Annotated in this window: 22 protein-coding genes and 1 tRNA gene; 17 read left to right on the top strand and 6 right to left on the bottom strand. The window is 34.6% G+C overall.

Annotated elements, in window-relative coordinates:
- The first annotated feature begins 13 nt into the window (after positions 1 to 13).
- Positions 14 to 1237: an aspartate kinase gene (locus CRO00_RS06230; protein WP_097072815.1), complete on the top strand. Its 1224-nt coding sequence runs from the start codon at positions 14 to 16 to the stop codon at positions 1235 to 1237.
- Between the two features lie 65 nt (positions 1238 to 1302).
- Here CRO00_RS06230 and CRO00_RS06225 read toward each other — a convergent pair whose 3' ends face one another.
- On the bottom strand, positions 1303 to 1722 hold the full coding sequence (locus tag CRO00_RS06225; RefSeq protein WP_097072814.1) for a YslB family protein: 420 nt from the start codon (positions 1720 to 1722) through the stop codon (positions 1303 to 1305).
- A gap of 272 nt (positions 1723 to 1994) precedes the next feature.
- Here CRO00_RS06225 and CRO00_RS06220 point away from each other — a divergent pair, with 272 nt between their 5' ends.
- The 12 genes from CRO00_RS06220 (at position 1995) to CRO00_RS06165 (ending at position 10986) form a co-directional block, all read left to right on the top strand.
- Positions 1995 to 2609, top strand: a complete 615-nt coding sequence (locus CRO00_RS06220) for a succinate dehydrogenase cytochrome b558 subunit (RefSeq protein ID WP_097072813.1) — start codon at positions 1995 to 1997, stop codon at positions 2607 to 2609.
- Positions 2610 to 2664: 55 nt separating this feature from the next.
- Positions 2665 to 4413 (top strand): succinate dehydrogenase flavoprotein subunit, encoded by a 1749-nt coding sequence (gene sdhA, locus CRO00_RS06215; RefSeq protein ID WP_097072812.1) that lies wholly within the window; start codon positions 2665 to 2667, stop codon positions 4411 to 4413.
- A 17-nt stretch (positions 4414 to 4430) separates the two neighbouring features.
- Positions 4431 to 5213 carry a succinate dehydrogenase iron-sulfur subunit gene (gene sdhB / locus CRO00_RS06210; RefSeq protein ID WP_097072811.1) on the top strand — a complete coding sequence of 261 codons (783 nt, stop codon included), beginning with the start codon at positions 4431 to 4433 and terminating at the stop codon, positions 5211 to 5213.
- Between the two features lie 255 nt (positions 5214 to 5468).
- Positions 5469 to 5915, top strand: a complete 447-nt coding sequence (locus CRO00_RS06205) for an acyl-CoA thioesterase (RefSeq protein ID WP_097072810.1) — start codon at positions 5469 to 5471, stop codon at positions 5913 to 5915.
- Positions 5916 to 5987: 72 nt separating this feature from the next.
- The gene (locus tag CRO00_RS06200; RefSeq protein WP_097072809.1) at positions 5988 to 6209 is read left to right on the top strand and encodes a helix-turn-helix domain-containing protein; all 222 of its coding nucleotides are present in this window, start codon (positions 5988 to 5990) and stop codon (positions 6207 to 6209) included.
- A 127-nt stretch (positions 6210 to 6336) separates the two neighbouring features.
- Positions 6337 to 6786 carry a MarR family winged helix-turn-helix transcriptional regulator gene (locus CRO00_RS06195; protein ID WP_097072808.1) on the top strand — a complete coding sequence of 150 codons (450 nt, stop codon included), beginning with the start codon at positions 6337 to 6339 and terminating at the stop codon, positions 6784 to 6786.
- A 10-nt stretch (positions 6787 to 6796) separates the two neighbouring features.
- Complete coding sequence (gene racE / locus CRO00_RS06190) at positions 6797 to 7591, top strand: glutamate racemase (protein ID WP_097072807.1); 795 nt, start codon at positions 6797 to 6799, stop codon at positions 7589 to 7591.
- Positions 7592 to 7760: 169 nt separating this feature from the next.
- A complete protein-coding gene (gene rph, locus CRO00_RS06185) occupies positions 7761 to 8519 on the top strand; it encodes a ribonuclease PH (protein ID WP_097072806.1) in 759 nt (252 codons plus the stop codon).
- Positions 8520 to 9113, top strand: a complete 594-nt coding sequence (locus tag CRO00_RS06180; RefSeq protein WP_097072805.1) for an XTP/dITP diphosphatase — start codon at positions 8520 to 8522, stop codon at positions 9111 to 9113.
- Positions 9114 to 9147: 34 nt separating this feature from the next.
- The gene (locus CRO00_RS06175; RefSeq protein WP_337189407.1) at positions 9148 to 9657 is read left to right on the top strand and encodes a metallophosphoesterase; all 510 of its coding nucleotides are present in this window, start codon (positions 9148 to 9150) and stop codon (positions 9655 to 9657) included.
- 115 nt (positions 9658 to 9772) lie between these two features.
- Positions 9773 to 9846, top strand: a tRNA-Arg gene (locus CRO00_RS06170).
- 132 nt (positions 9847 to 9978) lie between these two features.
- Positions 9979 to 10986, top strand: a complete 1008-nt coding sequence (locus CRO00_RS06165; RefSeq protein WP_237658340.1) for a tyrosine-type recombinase/integrase — start codon at positions 9979 to 9981, stop codon at positions 10984 to 10986.
- A 190-nt stretch (positions 10987 to 11176) separates the two neighbouring features.
- On the opposite strand, the gene CRO00_RS06160 is transcribed toward CRO00_RS06165, so the two are convergent.
- The 5 genes from CRO00_RS06160 to CRO00_RS06140 all read right to left on the bottom strand — a co-directional run bounded on the left by CRO00_RS06160 (position 11177) and on the right by CRO00_RS06140 (position 14091).
- The gene (locus tag CRO00_RS06160; RefSeq protein WP_097072803.1) at positions 11177 to 11941 is read right to left on the bottom strand and encodes a hypothetical protein; all 765 of its coding nucleotides are present in this window, start codon (positions 11939 to 11941) and stop codon (positions 11177 to 11179) included.
- A 370-nt stretch (positions 11942 to 12311) separates the two neighbouring features.
- On the bottom strand, positions 12312 to 12542 hold the full coding sequence (locus CRO00_RS06155; protein WP_097072802.1) for a hypothetical protein: 231 nt from the start codon (positions 12540 to 12542) through the stop codon (positions 12312 to 12314).
- Positions 12517 to 12744: a hypothetical protein gene (locus CRO00_RS06150; RefSeq protein WP_097072801.1), complete on the bottom strand. Its 228-nt coding sequence runs from the start codon at positions 12742 to 12744 to the stop codon at positions 12517 to 12519. Before CRO00_RS06150 ends, CRO00_RS06155 begins: the two co-directional genes overlap by 26 nt.
- 1 nt (position 12745) lies before the next feature.
- Positions 12746 to 12952, bottom strand: coding sequence for a ribbon-helix-helix domain-containing protein (locus tag CRO00_RS06145; RefSeq protein ID WP_097072800.1), 207 nt, complete (start codon positions 12950 to 12952; stop codon positions 12746 to 12748).
- 278 nt (positions 12953 to 13230) lie between these two features.
- Complete coding sequence (locus CRO00_RS06140; RefSeq protein WP_097072799.1) at positions 13231 to 14091, bottom strand: hypothetical protein; 861 nt, start codon at positions 14089 to 14091, stop codon at positions 13231 to 13233.
- Positions 14092 to 15182: 1091 nt separating this feature from the next.
- On the opposite strand from CRO00_RS06140, the gene CRO00_RS06135 reads away from it, so the two are divergent.
- From CRO00_RS06135 to CRO00_RS06120, 4 genes are all read left to right on the top strand, one after another.
- A complete protein-coding gene (locus CRO00_RS06135; protein WP_141396944.1) occupies positions 15183 to 15377 on the top strand; it encodes a hypothetical protein in 195 nt (64 codons plus the stop codon).
- A gap of 142 nt (positions 15378 to 15519) precedes the next feature.
- Entirely contained in the window at positions 15520 to 15993 is a 474-nt protein-coding gene (locus tag CRO00_RS06130; RefSeq protein WP_097072797.1) for a hypothetical protein, read from the top strand.
- Positions 15994 to 17003: 1010 nt separating this feature from the next.
- Positions 17004 to 17948: a DMT family transporter gene (locus CRO00_RS06125; RefSeq protein ID WP_237658339.1), complete on the top strand. Its 945-nt coding sequence runs from the start codon at positions 17004 to 17006 to the stop codon at positions 17946 to 17948.
- 41 nt (positions 17949 to 17989) lie between these two features.
- On the top strand, positions 17990 to 18814 hold the full coding sequence (locus CRO00_RS06120; RefSeq protein ID WP_097072795.1) for an MBL fold metallo-hydrolase: 825 nt from the start codon (positions 17990 to 17992) through the stop codon (positions 18812 to 18814).
- Positions 18815 to 18866 lie beyond the last annotated feature (52 nt).

Raw genomic sequence — 18866 nt, 5'->3', positions numbered from 1 at the left:
GGAGAGGGTAGAAATGGTCAGCATCGTAATAAAAATTGATAGCTCCTCACTATCATCAACTGAAAAAATTGAACAAATTGCAAAACGCATTATTGATGAAAAGAAAAGAGGGCGCAATGTTATCGTTGTCGTTCCAAATAGGGAGTTATTAGAAGATAAAAATCTTCAAATCGCAAGTCTCCTTTCAGACAAACCATCAAAACGAGAGTTGCATGTGATTGAATCGACTAACGCCCAAATTGCTAGTAGCCTTTTAGCCATCGCGATACAGAAAAAAGGATTTAAAGCCATTTCATTAACAGGTTGGCAGGCTGGTATTGAAACTATTGAAAACAATGAAAGCGTTCTTATAAACAATATCAATAAAGAACGAATCATTGATCGACTTAAAAAAGGAGAAATCGTCATTGTTGCTGGGTCACAAGGCGTTGATGAAAAGAATAATATTTTAACTCTTGGTGATGGCGGGGCTGATACAACTGCAGTAGCAATTGGAGTTGCCTTAAATGCCGAGCACATTGAAATTTTTACAGTACAAAACGGAATTTATACAGCGGATCCAACAGTAGTTGAAGGTGCAAGGAGACTAAAACAAATTACCTATGATGAGATGTTAGAATTAGCTCATTTAGGTTCACAGACTGTACATCCAAGAGCAGTTGAACTTGCAAAAATTTATGAATTACCATTAGTCGTTCGTTCAAGTACAGAAACTCAAGGTACATTGATAAAAGGAGAGGTTGACATGGAAAAAAACCTAGTTGTTCGTGGAGTTGCATATGAAGCAGAAATTATTCGTTTAACAGTGGGATACGATTCATATGAACATTCTTCTTTAGCGAGTATTTTTTCAACTCTTGCCAATAACAATATCGATGTCGACATTATTGTACAAGCAGTAATTGACGGTGTAAAACCAACTGTGTCCTTCTCTATCGATAAAGAAGATTTTGCAGAGGCAATTAAAGTACTTGAGAAAAATAAAGCAAATTTAGGATTTAGCTTTGCAGATTTTGAAGTAGGGCTATCAAAGGTATCCATTGTTGGGGCTGGTATGGTTTCGAATCCTGGAGTTGCCGCTCGCATGTTTGATCGCTTACGTAAGGAAAACATCTTAGTTAAAATGGTGAGCACTTCAGAGATTAAAGTATCTGTTGTAGTGCCACAGGATGATATGGTTAAAGCAGCAAATGCCTTACACGATGAGTTTAATTTAGTTGAGGAAATTGTAAAATAATGAACTTAAAAAAAGGTGTTTCCGATTTTGGAAACACCTTTTCTATATATAATGGAAGAAATTAATTATTGCCCTAGTTTTTCCTTATGGTCCCATTTTACAGTAAACATAATTTGGTGTTGTTTTTCTCTTTTTTCATCATAGCATTCTGTAATACAGCCTTGGATTGTTTGGATTTGTTCAGCTATAAATCCAGCTTCTAGACGAAATGTCCGATTTTCAATATTTAATAAATGTGCTTCGTTTGTTAAAGTAAGAATGTACCCATCTTTTTCTTCTTTCTCAACCATGAGAGTACCCCAACCAGCATCTTGAAAGAACGAAATAATGAGTTGAAGATCCGTACATGGAAACTTTCTAGCTAAATCTTTTCCAGCCCAGTAGAGGACATCTTTTTCATGTTTTCCCAAGATAGTAGGAAGTATGTAGTCTCTTATTAGTTCATATCCGAATGCAGGAACAGTTTTGTCGTGAAGTGATGTCATCTAAAATTCCTTCTTTCATGAATTTAATTATTTTTCTATGTGATATAGAAAATAAAGGTATTTTTCAGAAAATTAAGCTCCGTAATAGCAAATTTCTTCTTTTTTAGGTAGATTAAAAAATTCCAAGTAACCTTGACGGTGTTGGTTTCTGAGAGTACAATGGACATGTCATAATATTGTACCATGATGAAATACGCAGTCAATGTAAGAACGTTTACAAAATCGTGACTTTATTGGCTACAGTATTTAAAGTACTAAGGGGGGTAACAGTCTTGTCGAAAAATCGAGAGTTTTACTGGCGACGCTTACATTCTCTACTAGGTATTATTCCTGTAGGTCTGTTCTTAGTGTTCCACTTATCGCTGAACTTCACTGCTACTGCTGGTGAAGAATCTTACAACAATGCAACAGGAATGATGGAATTAGTTCCACATTGGCTATTGTTAATTGTTGAATGGGTAGTAATCTACATACCAATCTTATTCCATGGTCTGTATGGTATTTTTATCGCCTTTACTGCCACACATAACGTGAAACGCTTTGGTACATTCCGTAACTGGATGTTTGCAATTCAACGTTTCACAGGAGTATTCCTTGTAATTTTCATCGCTTGGCACATCTTCCAAACTCGTATTCAAAAAGCGCTTGGTGCTGAAGTTGAATTCAGTATGATGGAAGAAATCGTTGCTAATCCATGGATGTTAGCATTCTACATCGTGGGTATTTTATCAGCTACTTTCCACTTATCAAATGGTATTTGGTCATTCCTAGTAAGCTGGGGTATTACTCAATCATCAAAATCACAAAAAATCGCTTCATATGTTACAATGGTATTCTTCGTACTATTAAGTATCGTTGGAGTTGCTGCAATTCTAGCATTCGTGTAATTACAAAATAGAACATCAGATAGTTCTTAGCAAAAATGAGGAGTGAGGAATAATCATGGCGAAAAGCAAAATCATCGTCGTAGGTGGCGGTTTAGCCGGCTTAATGGCTACGATGAAAGCTGCTGAAGAAGGCACTGAAGTTGAATTATTCTCATTAGTACCCGTTAAACGTTCACACTCTGTATGTGCGCAAGGCGGTATTAATGGTGCTGTAAATACAAAAGGTGAAGGGGATTCTCCATGGATCCACTTTGATGATACTGTTTATGGTGGGGACTTCTTAGCGAACCAACCACCAGTAAAAGCAATGTGTGATGCCGCTCCTGGTATCATCCATTTATTTGACCGTATGGGAGTTATGTTCAACCGTACTCCAGAAGGTTTAATTGACTTCCGTCGTTTCGGTGGTACATTAATGCACCGTACAGCATTCTCTGGTGCAACAACTGGTCAACAATTACTATACGCACTTGATGAGCAAGTTCGTCGTTATGAAGTTGATGGTTTAGTAACGAAATACGAACACTGGGAGTTCCTTGGCGTTGTTTTAGACGACGAAGGTCACTGCCGTGGTATCGTAGCTCAAGATATGCAAACTGAAGAAATCCAATCTTTCCGTTCTGATGCTGTAATTATGGCAACAGGTGGTCCTGGTATTATCTTTGGTAAATCTACAAACTCAATTATTAACACTGGTTCTGCAGCATCTATTGTTTACCAACAAGGTGCTACATATTCAAACGGTGAAATGATTCAAATTCACCCAACAGCGATTCCTGGAGACGACAAAAACCGTCTAATGTCAGAATCTGCTCGTGGTGAAGGTGGACGAGTTTGGACTTATAAAGACGGTAAGCCATGGTACTTCTTAGAAGAAAAATACCCAGCTTACGGAAACTTAGTACCTCGTGACATCGCAACACGTGAAATTTTTGACGTTTGTGTAAATCAAAAATTAGGTGTTAACGGTGAGAACGTAGTATACCTTGACCTTTCTCATAAAGATCCACATGAATTAGATATTAAATTAGGTGGTATCATCGAAATCTATGAAAAATTCGTAGGTGATGACCCACGTAAATTACCAATGAAAATCTTCCCAGCAGTTCACTACTCAATGGGGGGATTATGGGTAGATTATGACCAAATGACAGAAATTCCTGGTCTATTTGCAGCTGGTGAATGTGATTACTCACAACATGGTGCAAACCGTCTTGGAGCTAACTCATTATTATCTGCAATCTACGGTGGTAGCGTAGCAGGTCCAAACGCAGTGAAATATGTAAAAGGCTTAAAGAAACGTGCTGAAGATCTTCCACAATCTCTATTCGATGCTCGCGTTAAAGAAGAGCAAGAAAAATGGGATGCAATTCTTAAAATGGATGGAACTGAAAACGCATACTTACTGCACAAAGAACTTGGTGAATTGATGACTGATAACGTAACAGTTGTACGTTACAACGATCGTCTTGAAGCTACTTATAACAAACTAACTGAAATGTTACAACGTTGGGAAAACATCAATATCAACGACACGCAAAAATGGAGTAACCAAGGTGCTCACTTTACTCGTCAGTTGAAAAATATGTTATACCTTGCACGTGTTATTACTAAGGGTGCACTTTTACGTAACGAATCTCGTGGAGCTCACTACAAACCGGATTTCCCTGAGCGTGACGATGAAAACTTCTTAAAAACAACAATGGCTAAATTCAACCCTGTAACAGGCGAACCTGAAATTAGCTACCAAGAAGTAGACGTTTCACTTATTCCTCCACGTAAACGTGACTACTCTTCAAATTAATAAGGAGGTCATTAATCATGACAACAGCCGTAGAAACTACTGGCAGAACGGTTAAACTCGAAATTCAACGTCAAGACAATGCAAACGGTTCTACACGTTGGGAAAAATTCGAAGTACCGTACCGTCCTGGTATGAACGTTATCTCAGCATTAATGTTTATTCAACAAAACCCTGTCACAGCTGAAGGTCAAAAAACTTCACCTGTAACTTGGGATATGAACTGTCTTGAAGAAGTATGTGGAGCTTGTTCAATGGTTATTAATGGTCGTCCACGTCAATCATGTTCTACATTAATCGATCAATTAGAACAACCAATTCGTCTTGAGCCAATGAGAACTTTCCCAGTGGTACGTGACTTACAAGTTGACCGTAGCCGTATGTTCAACGCACTTAAAAAAGTAAAAGCATGGGTTCCAATCGACGGAAGTTACGATTTAGGCGAAGGTCCACGTTTACCAGAGCGCAAACGTCAATGGGCTTACGAATTATCTAAATGTATGACTTGTGGTGTATGTATGGAAGCGTGTCCAAACGTGTCTGAAAAATCTTCATTCATCGGACCAGCACCATTATCACAAGTACGTCTATTCAACACACATCCAACAGGTGCTATGAATAAGGACGAGCGTTTAGAAGCAATTATGGGCGATGGTGGCCTTGCAAACTGTGGTAACTCTCAAAACTGTGTTGCTGCATGTCCAAAAGGTATTCCATTAACTACTTCAATTGCATCACTTAACCGTTCAACTACTGTACAAATGTTCCGTAACTTCTTCGGTTCAGATCATATGGTTGACTAATATATTGATATAATTTTAGTTCTTCAATATTTTAGGGTATCTAAGTCATTTAATAAGACTTTTAGATACCCTTTTTTTATTGTTTGCATAATATAGATAGAAGTCACAAAGGGATTATTACCAATCGAATTGATTATGTCCAAAAAGATGGGTCACATTGTCTTTGCTTTCGAAAACTATAACACTTCTGATATAATACAATGAACCATTATTCATTTTTAATGGGCTAAGGAGATTATTGGGAGGGGTTATTGAATGAGAGCAAATTATATTCAAGATTTGAAAACATGGGTAGAAGAATTTGAATTTTTTACTGAAGTAAAGGTTAGATTTTCTGAAACAGATATGTTTGGACATTTGAACAATACGGTACCATTTGCTTATTTTGAATTTGCCCGTATTGAATATTTAAAACATCTCGGTTTCATGACGAATTGGACGACAGAAGAAATAACGAAAATTCCAGTTGTGGCTAATTTACAATGTGATTATTTAAAACAAGTGTACTTCGATGAAACTCTTCGAATCTATGTAAAGGCGGCTCATATTGGAACTACCTCAATCGATCTTCACTATTTAGCAAAAAATGAAAATGACGAAATCTGTTTTACTGGTAGGGGAACAGTTGTTCAGATTGATAAACTTACTGGTAAAGCAACACCTTGGAATGAAAAAGAAAAACAGATATTGCATGGGAAATAGTGAAAATGCCCTCACAGCCTTTCATCTCTTGACATACTTTACATAGAAGAGGAGATAGGAGGGTGTTGCCTTATGAATAGCCCGCAGCATCGTTCACTTTTGACGAAAAGAGAACGGGAAATATTCCAGTTATTAATACTTGATTATTCCACGAAAGATATTTCGCAAAAGTTGGGCATAAGCGAAAAAACGGTGCGTAATCATATTTCAAACACGATTCAAAAACTGGGCGTATCCAGCAGATCACAAGCATTAATCGAATTATTAAGGCTAGATGAATTATCGCTACATTGAATGGATGCTTGCTATTTCATAAAAAACACTTCAAAATAGAATTAACACCAAAAAGCAGAAGTCTGTTATAATATATAATTCGGATTATGCTATACAAGGATTGATTCTTGAGGAGTGAATGCACTAAATGAGTGATATTGAAAAGCATAGCAATGAAACAGTAGCTTTTTTAGAAAAAGAACTTCGTTATACATCACATTTGATAAAACAAAAAGGACGAGAAATTTTAAGTGATTTTACGATTACACCTCCACAATTTATCGCGCTACAATGGTTACACGAATCGGGCGATATGACAATTGGGGAATTATCGAATAAAATGTATTTAGCTTTCAGTACGACAACAGATTTAGTTGATCGTATGGAAAAAAATGAATTAGTTGTGCGTATTCGGGATGAACAAGACCGTCGTGTGGTACACATTCATTTGTTAAAAGAAGGCGAACGAATAATTGAGGAAGTAATTAAAAAACGACAAAATTACCTCCACGAATTATTAGTGGATTTTGATAAAGAAGAAGTTGAAACATTATCAAAATTATTACACAAACTACATTTACAAATGGAAGAGGATTGAGGCGGTTTTAGTGAATGCCCCGATAGGCGTTATTGATTCAGGTGTTGGCGGATTAACAGTCGCTAAACAAATAATAAAAGTTTTACCAAAGGAAACTATTTATTATATTGGTGATACTGCAAGGTGTCCTTATGGGCCAAGAAATCGACAGGAAGTATTAAAATTTACATGGCAAATGGCGAACGCATTAGTGAAAATGAACATTAAAATGTTAGTCATCGCATGTAATACAGCAACGGCAGTAGCATTAGAAAGTTTACAAAAACACTTGTCGATTCCTGTTATCGGTGTAATCAATGCTGGTGCACGTGCTGCAGAGAAAAAAACAAAGAAAAACGAAATTGTTGTTCTTGCAACAGAAGGAACAATTAAAAGTGGAGCATATGAAAGTGCACTGCTTTCTTTAAGTACGAAGGCGAAAATAATTCCTCTTGCATGTCCAACATTCGTTCCATTAGTAGAGAGTGGAGAATATGAGGGACAATTTGCATTCGACCTTGTAGCAAAAGGATTAAAACCGCTCAAAGATAAAAAGTTTGATACAGTGATTTTAGGTTGTACACATTATCCAATCATCCAACATCATATTGAGAAGGTAGTAGGACCAGATGTTTTTGTCCTCTCTTCAGCTGAAGAAACAGCAAAAGAAGTGAAAGAGCTACTAGCCTATGAGCAAAAATTAAACACGAGTATGGATGAACCGCATCACATTTTCTATGCAACTGGTTCTGTTCCGATATTCCGAACAATTGCAAAAAACTGGCTATCAAAAAATGATTTGGATATTCGACGTATAAAACTATAATGTGCAGGTATTCAAACAAGAAAATCGTTTGAATACCTGTTTTTACATTTAAACTATTATGTGAATGCTAGAATCATGTAGTAAGTGACTTCAAAGCTGCTTTTCGAATGAACGTGGTACGAAAAAATTTTTTATGATAAGATTGACGCGAGTAACAAGGAGGACTTTTATGACAAGACATGATGGACGAGCGATCGAACAATTAAGACCAATACAACTGGAAACAAATTATTTAATGCATCCTGAAGGCTCTGTATTAATTGAAGTAGGGAATACAAAAGTAATTTGTACAGCAACAATCGAAGACAGAGTACCTGGCTTTTTAAGAGGGCAGGGAAAAGGATGGATTACAGCAGAGTATTCAATGCTACCTAGAGCAACGGCAGAACGTACTCAACGCGATGCATCACGTGGTAAAATTAACGGCCGTACAATGGAAATTCAGCGTTTAATTGGACGAGCTTTACGTGCAATAGTTGATTTAGAAGCATTAGGTGAAAAAACAGTTTGGATTGATTGTGACGTTATCCAAGCTGACGGTGGAACACGCACAGCATCAATTACAGGTGCCTTTGTTGCGTTAACACAAGCCTTAGCAAAATACAATGAAGTAAAACCTTTTGCAAAGTTCCCAATTGTAGACTTTTTAGCCGCAACGAGTGTTGGCATTCTCGAAGAAATTGGCGCAGTTGTCGATTTAAACTATGTAGAAGATGTGGCAGCGGCAGTTGATATGAACCTTGTCATGACAGGTGAGGGGCGTTTTGTAGAAATTCAAGGCACTGGGGAAGAAGCAACATTTTCACGTGATGAGTTAAACACATTGCTATCTTTAGGAGAGAACGGCATTCAGGAGCTTATTGCAATCCAAAAGGAAGTGCTTGGAGAAGCAGCAAATCTTGTCCGTTCTATGAAGGAGGAAGCTTAAATGAAACAAGTAGTAATTGCAACAAAAAACAAAGGAAAAGCAAAAGATTTTGAAGCATTATTTACTCCTCTAGGTTATGAAGTAGTAACAATGTTTGACGTTGCACCAGACATGGAAATTGAAGAAACAGGAACAACTTTTGAAGAAAATGCTGAATTAAAGGCAGAAACGTTAGCAAATGCACTTGGTACACTTGTTATTGCCGATGATAGTGGACTAGCGATTGATGCATTAGGAGGTAAACCTGGCGTTTATTCAGCCCGTTATGCAGGAGACCATGACGATGAAGCGAATATTGTAAAGGTACTCGAAAACATGCAAGATGTACCGGATGAAAAGCGTACAGCCCGTTTTTGTTGTGCTCTAGCCATTGCAGGACCAAATATGAAAACATATACTGTATTTGGAACATGTGAAGGCGTAATCCTACATGAGAAAAGAGGAACAAACGGATTTGGTTACGATCCAATTTTCTTCGTACCAGAGCTAGGTCGATCAATGGCAGAGTTATCTCCAGAAGAAAAAGGAGCGATTTCACACCGAGGCAATGCAATTCGTAAGTTAGCCGATCAGTTGCCAACTTTATTGAAATAATCACTTTTTGTAAATGTTTAAAAGGGGGGGATGGGTGTTGAAACTTTTAGTCATGAGTGATACCCATGGAGATGCAGAAGTAATCAAACGTGTGCGTGATCAGCATATGAATGTGGATGCAATCATACACTGTGGCGACAGTGAATTACCTTTTGATCATCCGTATTTAGCCGAAGTAAAAAAAGTACGCGGCAATTGCGATCGTGATTCAAGATTCCCAGAAGAAGAACTGTTTGAAATCAATGGATTAAACATTTTTGTAGCTCACGGGCATTTGCTAAACGTAAAATCAACAACAATGAATTTATTATATCGCTCAAAAGAACTCGGAGCAGATGCAGCCTTTTTCGGTCATTCACATGTCTTAGGTGCTGAGCTTGTCGATAATATTTTATTTGTGAATCCAGGTAGCCTACTGAAGCCCCGAGGAATTAGCGATAAAAGTTATGTGGTAGTAGGTTTTGAATCAGGAAAGTGGACCGTAACTGGGTATACAGATAGTGGTAATGAGTTATTTACAAAAGTGTTCGAACTTGAAGAATAAAAGCCTAAAAAACATAAGAAAATTTTTCTTAAAATGTTATTTAAGTTGTTGACATTTCATTTAGGTTTGATATAATTAATATTGTCCTTAAGGAAATCACTCCTTAAGTGATAATGTCTCAGTAGCTCAGCTGGATAGAGCATACGCCTTCTAAGCGTACGGTCGGGGGTTCGAATCCCTCCTGGGACGTAAATAAGGGAACTAATTTCCCGCGATTTTTCAACCTTTTATATCATAAAGTGAAACGGTCAGTATAACGGTCATGTAAGAAATTACACTGTTTTTTGACTTTAATCACTTATGGTATAGGAGGTTTTAGTCGTGACTAAAAGAAAAGGTGTTTTAGATATTGGTGTTGATGTAAGGAAAATGATTGAAGAACTTCCTTCCGCGCATTCTGTTTCCACTAAAGAGGAGATATTGCATTCGGAGGTAGTTTCTACTTCTCCTCTAATCTTAAATGCTTTAGACGTGATTACAAGGCAAATGAGGGTAAGTGGGTATAGAGAAAGAACTATCAATGACTATATGCACCATGTTCAACATTTTCAAAGTGTAACAGGTGTCCAGTTTGTTTCTGATATTACAACTAATACTATATACAAGTGGTTAGATGGTATGAATGTGAGTAATCAAACTAAACTTACACGCTTAAAATGTTTGAAGGCTTTTCTATCTCGTTGTTTCGATAATCGTTGGGTTGAAATAAAGTTTTGGAAAACAATAAATATTAAGGTAGATCAAATGGTAAAAGAAGGAGCAACAGAAAGGGAAATTAATACTCTGTTATCTGTGTTAGACTTAACTAATTTTGTTCAGTTAAGGGACGCTACAGCCATGCTTATGATGTTTAAAACTGGTATTAGGATTAATACACTGGTTCAGCTTGAAGAACGTCATATCGACTTTAAAAACAATGTTTTAAATCTTGAAGGTAGTCTAATGAAAAATCATCAGCAGATTAAATTACCTTTTGATGAAATGTTAAAGAAACTGTTAGAAGTACTAATTCAACAAAATGCAGTTATTCGTAGAGAGTATGGAAAAGAGAATAGTTTATTATTCATTACTAAATTCGGTGACATTATAGCAACTTCACAAACACATAACAACATTCAAAAACGCTTAAATATGTATTCCAAGATGTACGGTTTAAAAAATATAAATCCCCATGCACTAAGAAGAGGATTTGCTAAATCATTATTAGATAAAGGAGCAAATGTTGCGGTAATATCTAAAGCGTTGGGACATAGTGATATTTCAGTAACTACTAAGTACCTTCATTTAGACGTTGAAGAAGTTGCTAATAGTTTACGGTCTTTCTTATAACTAATAACTACGGAAAATTTTTAATCAGTTTTAGTCTTTGATTTATGGTTTGACTATAACTATCTTATACTTATTATTTTTATATTTACTTATGCGTAAATTTTACACTAGGGGTAGGGAATTTTTTTCTCTAGGTGTAGAGAATAATTTACCCTACTTCTCACTATTTGAAAAGTAGGGTACACTTTTATTAATTAACAGTTTTACCACCTAAACGGATTTTGGGTTTAGATTTAGAGGATGGAGCGCCATTCCATTCTCTATTACGTTTAAAGGTAACTGTATTTCTTTTATTTTCCGCTAATTTAGCGGATTTTTTCTTTTTGGGAATAAATCCTACTTCTATACCTAAAGTCTTTTCAAAGTGTATTGAAACCTCATTATAAGCTACGTGAAATGCTTTGGTTGAATCTTTACTTGCTTCATCTTTAATACATTCAATTAGAATTGAAGAAGTGTTTTCTTTGTTTAACGGTTTTACTAGCAACTCTACTGCTTTATCCGTTTTCACATTTTTTATACTGTTTTCAACCGTATATATTGCTTCACTTAGAATGAGAAAAGGATTTTTAGTTAAATCATTGAGAATATAAGTATTAAAGTCTTTTTCATTTCCTCGGATATTTACTTTTTTACGTATAAAACCTTTGACTACCAATTCATTGATAGCCTTATCGACAGTTTTTGTTGTAACTCTAGATTGTTTAGCTAAAACTGACCTTGAAACATCCCATTTCCCATTATCGCCAAACCATGTAAGTAAAATAGTGAAAACTGCATATACATTATTATTACTAAAGAATAGACAACGTGAAATCGGTTGAGGAATTGTTAGGAAGTAATGATTGTTTATAGAATTACAATTTTCGAAAAGTGCTCTAACTGGTTCAATGAATTTTTCATTGAACTGCTTTTTATTTACTTCTCTTTTTATCATCATAAAAGTTCCTTTCATTTTAGTATTTCCCTATATGAAAGGCTCTAAACTCTGCTATAATACAACTGCTTTATGTTCAGTAATAGGGAATATAAAACCGCTCATGCTGAGGTAAAGTGCTAATTTATGGAGCGGTGTATAGTAGTGATGCCGTACCTAAGAAAAAGTACCATACCGTTTTAAATGTGTAGGTAGGCTATGCTGATATTTTGGGGTGACTTAAAGAATTTAGCGTTATTGATCTATCTTTCCGTATATACACTTTAACTTTAGTACATATTGTTCTAATGCTTTCCGCACTAGTTCTCCCCTTGTAGTATCTAGTTCTTCCGCTACATAATCCAAGTAGTTGATGTCGTTTTGTGATAAGTATACGGAAAACTTCCGCTTATTGAACTGTTTCAAAGAAAAAGCCTTCCATATTGCCTACTAAATTAGTAAACTCTTTCACTACTCGAACAAGTTCTGTACTATCGTTATAATCCCTAGCTTGTTCTACCGCTAAAGCATAATCCTTTTTTATTTCCTTCTGCTCTAATTGTGAGAAGTGCTGAAACTCTTTTTCCGCTAATTTACTACCCCAGTTGTTTAAATTAGTGATTAAGACTTGTGTATTCATAATTCATTTCCTCCTTGTTTTTAGACTTTGTAAAAGTAACTATTTTCCGCGCGGTCATTTCTTTAGAGAGTTTTTCTCGAATTGCTAGTTCGACAAATTTACTCATTGACATTTTATGTTTTTCAGCAAATGCTCTTACTTCTTCTTTTGAACTTTTAGGGATACTAGAAGTAATTCTTGCGCGGTTTTTTGCATTTTTCATGTTAAGCACTTCCTTTCTTTTTATTAATTCTTTTACCTATTAACTTCGGTTTTGAAGGTGTACCATTTTCCGTTAAATAGTCTGTAATTAATAATCTAATAACGGCAGACATTGAAGCACCTTTTTTTTGCAACATTTGGTTAAAATCATCTTTTAGTTGTTTTGGTAGATTTATATACATACCTACCGTTTGCTCTTTATGCACCATATTTCACCCCTTTCTAATATAGAATTTAATATACTTATATATCGAAGTATTGCACATTCTTAAAAGGAAAACAAGGAATATAATGTTTGGGAAACCTTGATACAGCGCGGTTTTAGTTGGTAAAACGAGATGCTATAAGGGCAAATTTTTATACCATAAAACCTAAAAATTTTTCACGTAGAAAATAGCTAGGAAACAGGTATTTGAAGATTAAAAGGGGTTTAACGGTGGGGTAGGGAAATACAAAAGAGGATAGTAAACACTATCCCCTAAAATAATTATAAATCAAATACTTCTTGTTTATATCTCTTTCCATCCTTATAAATAATAATATCAAACGTATTTTCTTTTTCTAGAATCGCTTGTCCGCGTCCTTTTTGAGTGTATGCAATATGTGCTTCTGCAATTGTATTTTCTGATGTATAGGAATCAACATTCGGTAAGTAGAAATCTATAAATAGAGAATCATATTTATTATTTTCTAAATTTTCAAGTGTATGAAGTTCTTTAACAATATTCTTTAATGTTGACATATCTAAAAATTTCTCATCAATTTTAATTTTATATAAAATAGAATTATCATATATTGGTTCAGTGGTAATTACATCATAACGAATTAAATCCGCAATTAATTGTTCGTTTTTAATAGCTTTTTTACTTTCATAAGCTGTCCTATATTCTTCTGCTAATTTCTCTGCATTTTTAGGCATTTCTTCAACCCTACCATTTTTCAAGCTCCAGTAATCTCCTATTGAATTATAATCGTGTAAGAGTGCAGATACTGTAATTAAATCTCCCTTAGTATAACCGTTTTCCTCTAGGTAATCGGCAATATCAAATTCAAAATCTATAACTAATTCCGGTAGACCTTCTTCTTTTAATTTTAATTCATTAAATAAGCTATTAATAAGTGAGATTTCACCCGTCCATTTTATGTATTGACCTTTATGCTCTTCTAAAATTTTTTCATATTTAGAATCAAACTCTTCATCGTTTAATTCTAAGATAGACATATCAGTGTATGTAGTATCAATAAAATTTCTTTCTTCCTCTATTACTTTTTCTAAATCGGATTTACAACCGCTTAAAATAATTAAACAAATGGCTATTAAAGCGAGTAGAAAAGTTTTTTTCTTCATAAACATAACCCCTCATTCTGAAATGATATATATGTATATAAATTTTACCATAATTGGTGTGTAATTGTATTCTTTGTTTTAGTTGGTAAAAGCAATTAGATTTTGCTTTTTCTTTTAACTAATATCATATATAATTGTAAATAGCAGAAAACGGTCTAAGTTCTAAAAGTGACCGTTGTACTTATCGTAGACTAAACATTGATACGGTAGGGAAATGCGCGGTATATAAAGTATTAGTTCTAAGCGTACGGTCGGGGGTTCGAATCCCTCCTGGGACGTAATTAGGTTCAGATAGTACAAGTTTGAACCAGCTTAAAATCGCTTCAAACCCTTTAAAGTTAAGGGTTTGAAGCGATTTTCCTTTTTTTGAGAATTGTTAGAAAACGAAAAGTTTCTACACAAATTCTACACATACCATACATTGTAAATGCTGTGCGTGGCTTGAAAAAGCTGATTATGCCTGAGTTATGCATGCTTTTACACTTTTACTCTATTAGGGTATGACTTTGGAATAATTATTTTAATATTTGTTGAAACGCATAAGCAGACGGTCTAGAAGTGAAGTAATACAACTTTAATTGGCCATCTGCTTTTACTTTATCGTATGGATGAAACGAGCTAAAATCAATGGTGTAATTTTAGTTATCGCTTCATTATATTAAATTTTTTAAAAAAATTTTTTTAAATCCATTTCCTTTGGACGGAAGTTATCAGAGCAAGCAATATTCCATATTTATTTTGTTAACCACTAACGATTCCTCGCAACTACTGGAGGGCTCCCATGTTATTTTCAATGGATCATATAAAAATAGAATATTATTTGTGTGCCGACCTTCGTTTAAGATTAGTCCATAAAAGCGAACAATTACGCAAGCTCATCACGTATATCGAGCCCTGTAAATTGCTGAGTCTGAAGTGCAACCATTTGTAGCACCAATTATTCTATTATTCCATTACTGGCAACACTTGTAATAAGAAAAGGCGTTACATATATTGTAGGAACTTCAGCAGGGCGTGTAGTTAAAATAGCTTCTCATGCTGCAGACCAAGCTGTAGATCGTAAAATTACTGGAAAAATGATAGTTGACGCTTTGACTAAAGGTACGAAATATGTAGATGGGTGGAGTCGTGAACGTATTGCTTGGGATCAGAACGCTACAGTAGGTCAAAAAACTGCTGTATTATTGAGACCAAATACAGATTTAATCGATACAGTATACCCTGAAACCCATCAGAAAACTAAATGGATTAAAAGTACTTGGCAGTATGTTGGAGATATTGATTGATCATAAAAGTTCTTTTCGGGGAAATGTTTAATTAATATAGTCATTTTCCTGAAAATTCATAAAGTAATACAGCAATCCATGGTATTATTACTGTGGATTGTTGTATTTTATCTACTTACTCATAAAAAAGGGTGATTTATTAATGGCTAAATTAAAAGAGTACAGTTATCAACCTAATTGTGAAGTTGAAATAAATTTAAAATTAGTTAATGATCAGAGTGTAAAATTTCAAATTCATCTCCGATATGGTAAATCTTTCCCTGTTATTCATTCGGAAATAGCTTGTTTAAAAAGAGATTTTTTAAAATTATTAGATGATTTAAAACACATTGATAGTAATCATCTAAGTATGCTAGAGTTTCATGATCCGGGGTTGTATATTTATCATGTTCCACAATATGGCCCTTATTATTACCCTGGTTTCGGTTTTCTTCATATACCCGAAGAGGAAAGAGAGGAAAGAGATTCTTTTTTTAGATTAATTTTTGTGTTAGATGCAAGTTTGGTAAATGATAACAGTGCATCAGAATGCGGTCCTGCGTTATGCCTAAGAGTAAAAATGGAACAAATTAATGAATTTGTAGAAAGCTTAAAATTGGAGTTAAATAGTTTTTGAACTTATAAAGAATCACCCTTATTATTAAACACTCATGCAACTTTTTGGAAAAGATTAGTCTATCTTAATTACTTGTATATCAAGGGTTCTCTTTTTATTTTATCTAGAGCTAAGCTAAGATTAGTGATTGGGTCTTGTTTTTTCTTGGTTAAAAGAATCAAAGCCGGTGGAATTTTACAACGAGTAAAATATCACCGGCTTTTCATTTTCAGTGCTGAGTTTTGTTTTAGCTTCTTTAATTCTTGTGTACCATTGTATCAACAAGAGGAATTATTACCACCACAGCTACAACAGCTACAACTGTAAGGGCTTGTAAAATACCCACCGCAACTTGATCAAACATCATATCTCTCCTATTCTCTCTCTAATTTAATATTCCTTACATTCTATTAATTATCCATCATCCTATGGAAAAGTCAAATAGAAATAGTACAAATCAATCATTTTTGCACTTTCTTTTTGGTAAGGATAGCAAGAAATATATTTGAGATAGAAATGATGTGTGTTTATACAACTATAGTAAGACTTCTCTCATTTGTTATCATCCCGATTTGTTAAAATTCGGCTCCATTTCCCGTCCCTCTAAAAGCTATTTTCCTCTAGTATCAATTTTTCTATAGAACGTAATTCTCTTAATGTCCAATGGGCCAATGTTATTCGCTTTGATTTGTTTTAACCTTATACCTATAAAGTTGGGATCTTACATCAGGCCTTCATCTTTCAAAGTGTGCATTTTAATATAGTAAATAATTTTATAATTTTCATATAACCATGCCTCTTTTTGATAATCTTTAACCTGTATAAATTAACAATTATTTAATTAGGAAGTATTCAAAAATCACGCCATTATTACTTGAGAATTGATCTACTTTTCATATTGGAAGTATTAAGAAAAGGTTTGTTGATTCAGGATTTTTTTAATTCCAAAAAATTCATTCAAAAGTATGAATTTATTTCCAAATAATTTCAGTATAATGAAATCGTGACAAAATTAGATAAGGATGTGTTATGTGAGGAATGGACTTTATTTAGCATATATAGGTGCTATTACAAATGCATTAATTGTTGGCTTATCTTTTTTATTTACAAAAACAGCTGTGACTGAATCGAGCCCACTAGATACATTAGCGTTCCGTTTCACCATTGCTTTTTTGACAGTTTCTTTATTAATTTTACTAAAAGTTGTAAAAGTAGATATAAGGATAAAAGAGTATTATAAATTACTACCGTTAACCATCCTTTATCCGACGTTCTTTTTCAGTTTTCAAGCATTTGGATTACAATCTGTCCCTTCTTCAGAGGCGGGGATCCTTTTTGCAACGATACCGATTATTACGACCATTATGGCATCCGTTTTTTTAAAAGAGCGTACATCAATAGGACAGAAAATTTCTATTTTCATATCCGTTTTTGGTGTTATTTACATCTATATGATGAAAGGTAGTTCTGTTTCCTTTTCCAGTTGGTCAGGTATCTTATTACTATTGATTTCGTGTTTGTCATTGTCCGGGTATACAGTTCTAACACGGTCTTTAATAAAGTCGTTTAAGCCTTTAGAAATTACCTTTTTTATGCTAGGAATTGGGTTCATCTTTTTTAATGTTGCTTCACTAGTAACCCATATTTCAAATCAAACTTTACAATCTATGTTTACTCCTTGGACAAACTTAAATTTCGTATTTTCGATTTTATTTCTTGGAATTCTCGCTTCTTTTGTCACGTCATTGTTATCAAACTTTATATTATCGAAAATTTCAGCTTCACAAATGAGTGTGTTTTCCAATATGTCTACGGTAGTCTCGATTATTGCGGGGGCAATCATATTAAATGAGGAGATATTTATTTACCATATAATCGGATCTGCTCTTATTATTGCCGGGGTCATTGGAACGAACTTTTTAAAGGATGTCCGTTTTTTCCAAAAAGGGACTTCTGTAGATAAAAAACCTTTATGAAAAGTTTAAAAACAATTTTTGATGCTAAGGGAGAATAGTTTATGGTTCATTATATTTGTGAGACGTGTGGGGTACAGTATGAGCGTACAAATGAGGTACCTAGTTACTGTGTTATTTGTACAGAAGAAAGACAATATGTAAGTTCAATGGGTCAAAGTTGGACTACCTTAAGTCAAATGGTGGAATCAGGTATCTATAAAAATAGTATTAACTTAGAAGAAGAGGGGTTGCATAGTATTAATACGACCCCGAGTTTTGGTATTGGCCAGACAGCGTATCTTGTACAAGACAAAGGTTATAATGTGTTGTGGGATTGTATAACATTCCTAGACCCACATACGATTGAAAAAATCAAAGAATTAGGTGGAATCGATGCCATTGCGTTATCACATCCACATTATTATTCTAGTCAAGTTGAATGGGCAGAAGCTTTCAATGCGCCAATTTATATTCATGAAGATGATAAAGAATGGGTAACGAGACAAAGTGATAACATCATTTTCTGGTCTGGTGAGTCATTAGAATTACAAGAAGGTATCGTTCTTCATCGCTTGGGAGGCCATTATAAAGGCGCTACAATTTTAGAGTGGCAAAATGGTCATGCACAAAAAGGGATTTTACTTACTGGAGATATTGTTCGGGTTGTGGCAGATCGTCAATGGGTATCTTTTATGTATAGTTATGCTAATTTTATCCCTTTACCAAGTTCAACTGTCGAAAGAATCTTAAATGATATAAGGAATATTGAGTTTAGTCGATTGTATGATGCTTTTCATCGCATAATCAAAGAAGAGGCAAAACAAAGAGTCATAGAATCAGGAGAAAGATATATAAAAGCTCTTGATGGGACCTTATTTAATACGTAATAAATTAAATGGAGGCTTCAAATTTCTAGTTATTAGGATTTGAAGCTTTTTA

This window comes from Ureibacillus xyleni (assembly GCF_900217795.1).
GTDB lineage: Bacteria > Bacillota > Bacilli > Bacillales_A > Planococcaceae > Ureibacillus > Ureibacillus xyleni.
This window is presented reverse-complemented; position numbering and strand designations above follow the sequence as displayed.

What these genes read in the sequence shown, in the direction of transcription:
- CRO00_RS06230 (WP_097072815.1), top strand. Translation starts at nt 14, where the DNA reads ATGGTCAGCATCGTAATAAAAATTGATAGCTCCTCACTATCATCAACT.
- CRO00_RS06225 (WP_097072814.1), bottom strand. Translation starts at nt 1,722, where the DNA reads ATGACATCACTTCACGACAAAACTGTTCCTGCATTCGGATATGAACTA.
- sdhA (WP_097072812.1), top strand. Translation starts at nt 2,665, where the DNA reads ATGGCGAAAAGCAAAATCATCGTCGTAGGTGGCGGTTTAGCCGGCTTA.
- sdhB (WP_097072811.1), top strand. Translation starts at nt 4,431, where the DNA reads ATGACAACAGCCGTAGAAACTACTGGCAGAACGGTTAAACTCGAAATT.
- CRO00_RS06205 (WP_097072810.1), top strand. Translation starts at nt 5,469, where the DNA reads ATGAGAGCAAATTATATTCAAGATTTGAAAACATGGGTAGAAGAATTT.
- CRO00_RS06200 (WP_097072809.1), top strand. Translation starts at nt 5,988, where the DNA reads ATGAATAGCCCGCAGCATCGTTCACTTTTGACGAAAAGAGAACGGGAA.
- CRO00_RS06195 (WP_097072808.1), top strand. Translation starts at nt 6,337, where the DNA reads ATGAGTGATATTGAAAAGCATAGCAATGAAACAGTAGCTTTTTTAGAA.
- rph (WP_097072806.1), top strand. Translation starts at nt 7,761, where the DNA reads ATGACAAGACATGATGGACGAGCGATCGAACAATTAAGACCAATACAA.
- CRO00_RS06180 (WP_097072805.1), top strand. Translation starts at nt 8,520, where the DNA reads ATGAAACAAGTAGTAATTGCAACAAAAAACAAAGGAAAAGCAAAAGAT.
- CRO00_RS06160 (WP_097072803.1), bottom strand. Translation starts at nt 11,941, where the DNA reads ATGAAAGGAACTTTTATGATGATAAAAAGAGAAGTAAATAAAAAGCAG.
- CRO00_RS06155 (WP_097072802.1), bottom strand. Translation starts at nt 12,542, where the DNA reads ATGAATACACAAGTCTTAATCACTAATTTAAACAACTGGGGTAGTAAA.
- CRO00_RS06150 (WP_097072801.1), bottom strand. Translation starts at nt 12,744, where the DNA reads ATGAAAAATGCAAAAAACCGCGCAAGAATTACTTCTAGTATCCCTAAA.
- CRO00_RS06145 (WP_097072800.1), bottom strand. Translation starts at nt 12,952, where the DNA reads ATGGTGCATAAAGAGCAAACGGTAGGTATGTATATAAATCTACCAAAA.
- CRO00_RS06140 (WP_097072799.1), bottom strand. Translation starts at nt 14,091, where the DNA reads ATGAAGAAAAAAACTTTTCTACTCGCTTTAATAGCCATTTGTTTAATT.
- CRO00_RS06130 (WP_097072797.1), top strand. Translation starts at nt 15,520, where the DNA reads ATGGCTAAATTAAAAGAGTACAGTTATCAACCTAATTGTGAAGTTGAA.
- CRO00_RS06120 (WP_097072795.1), top strand. Translation starts at nt 17,990, where the DNA reads ATGGTTCATTATATTTGTGAGACGTGTGGGGTACAGTATGAGCGTACA.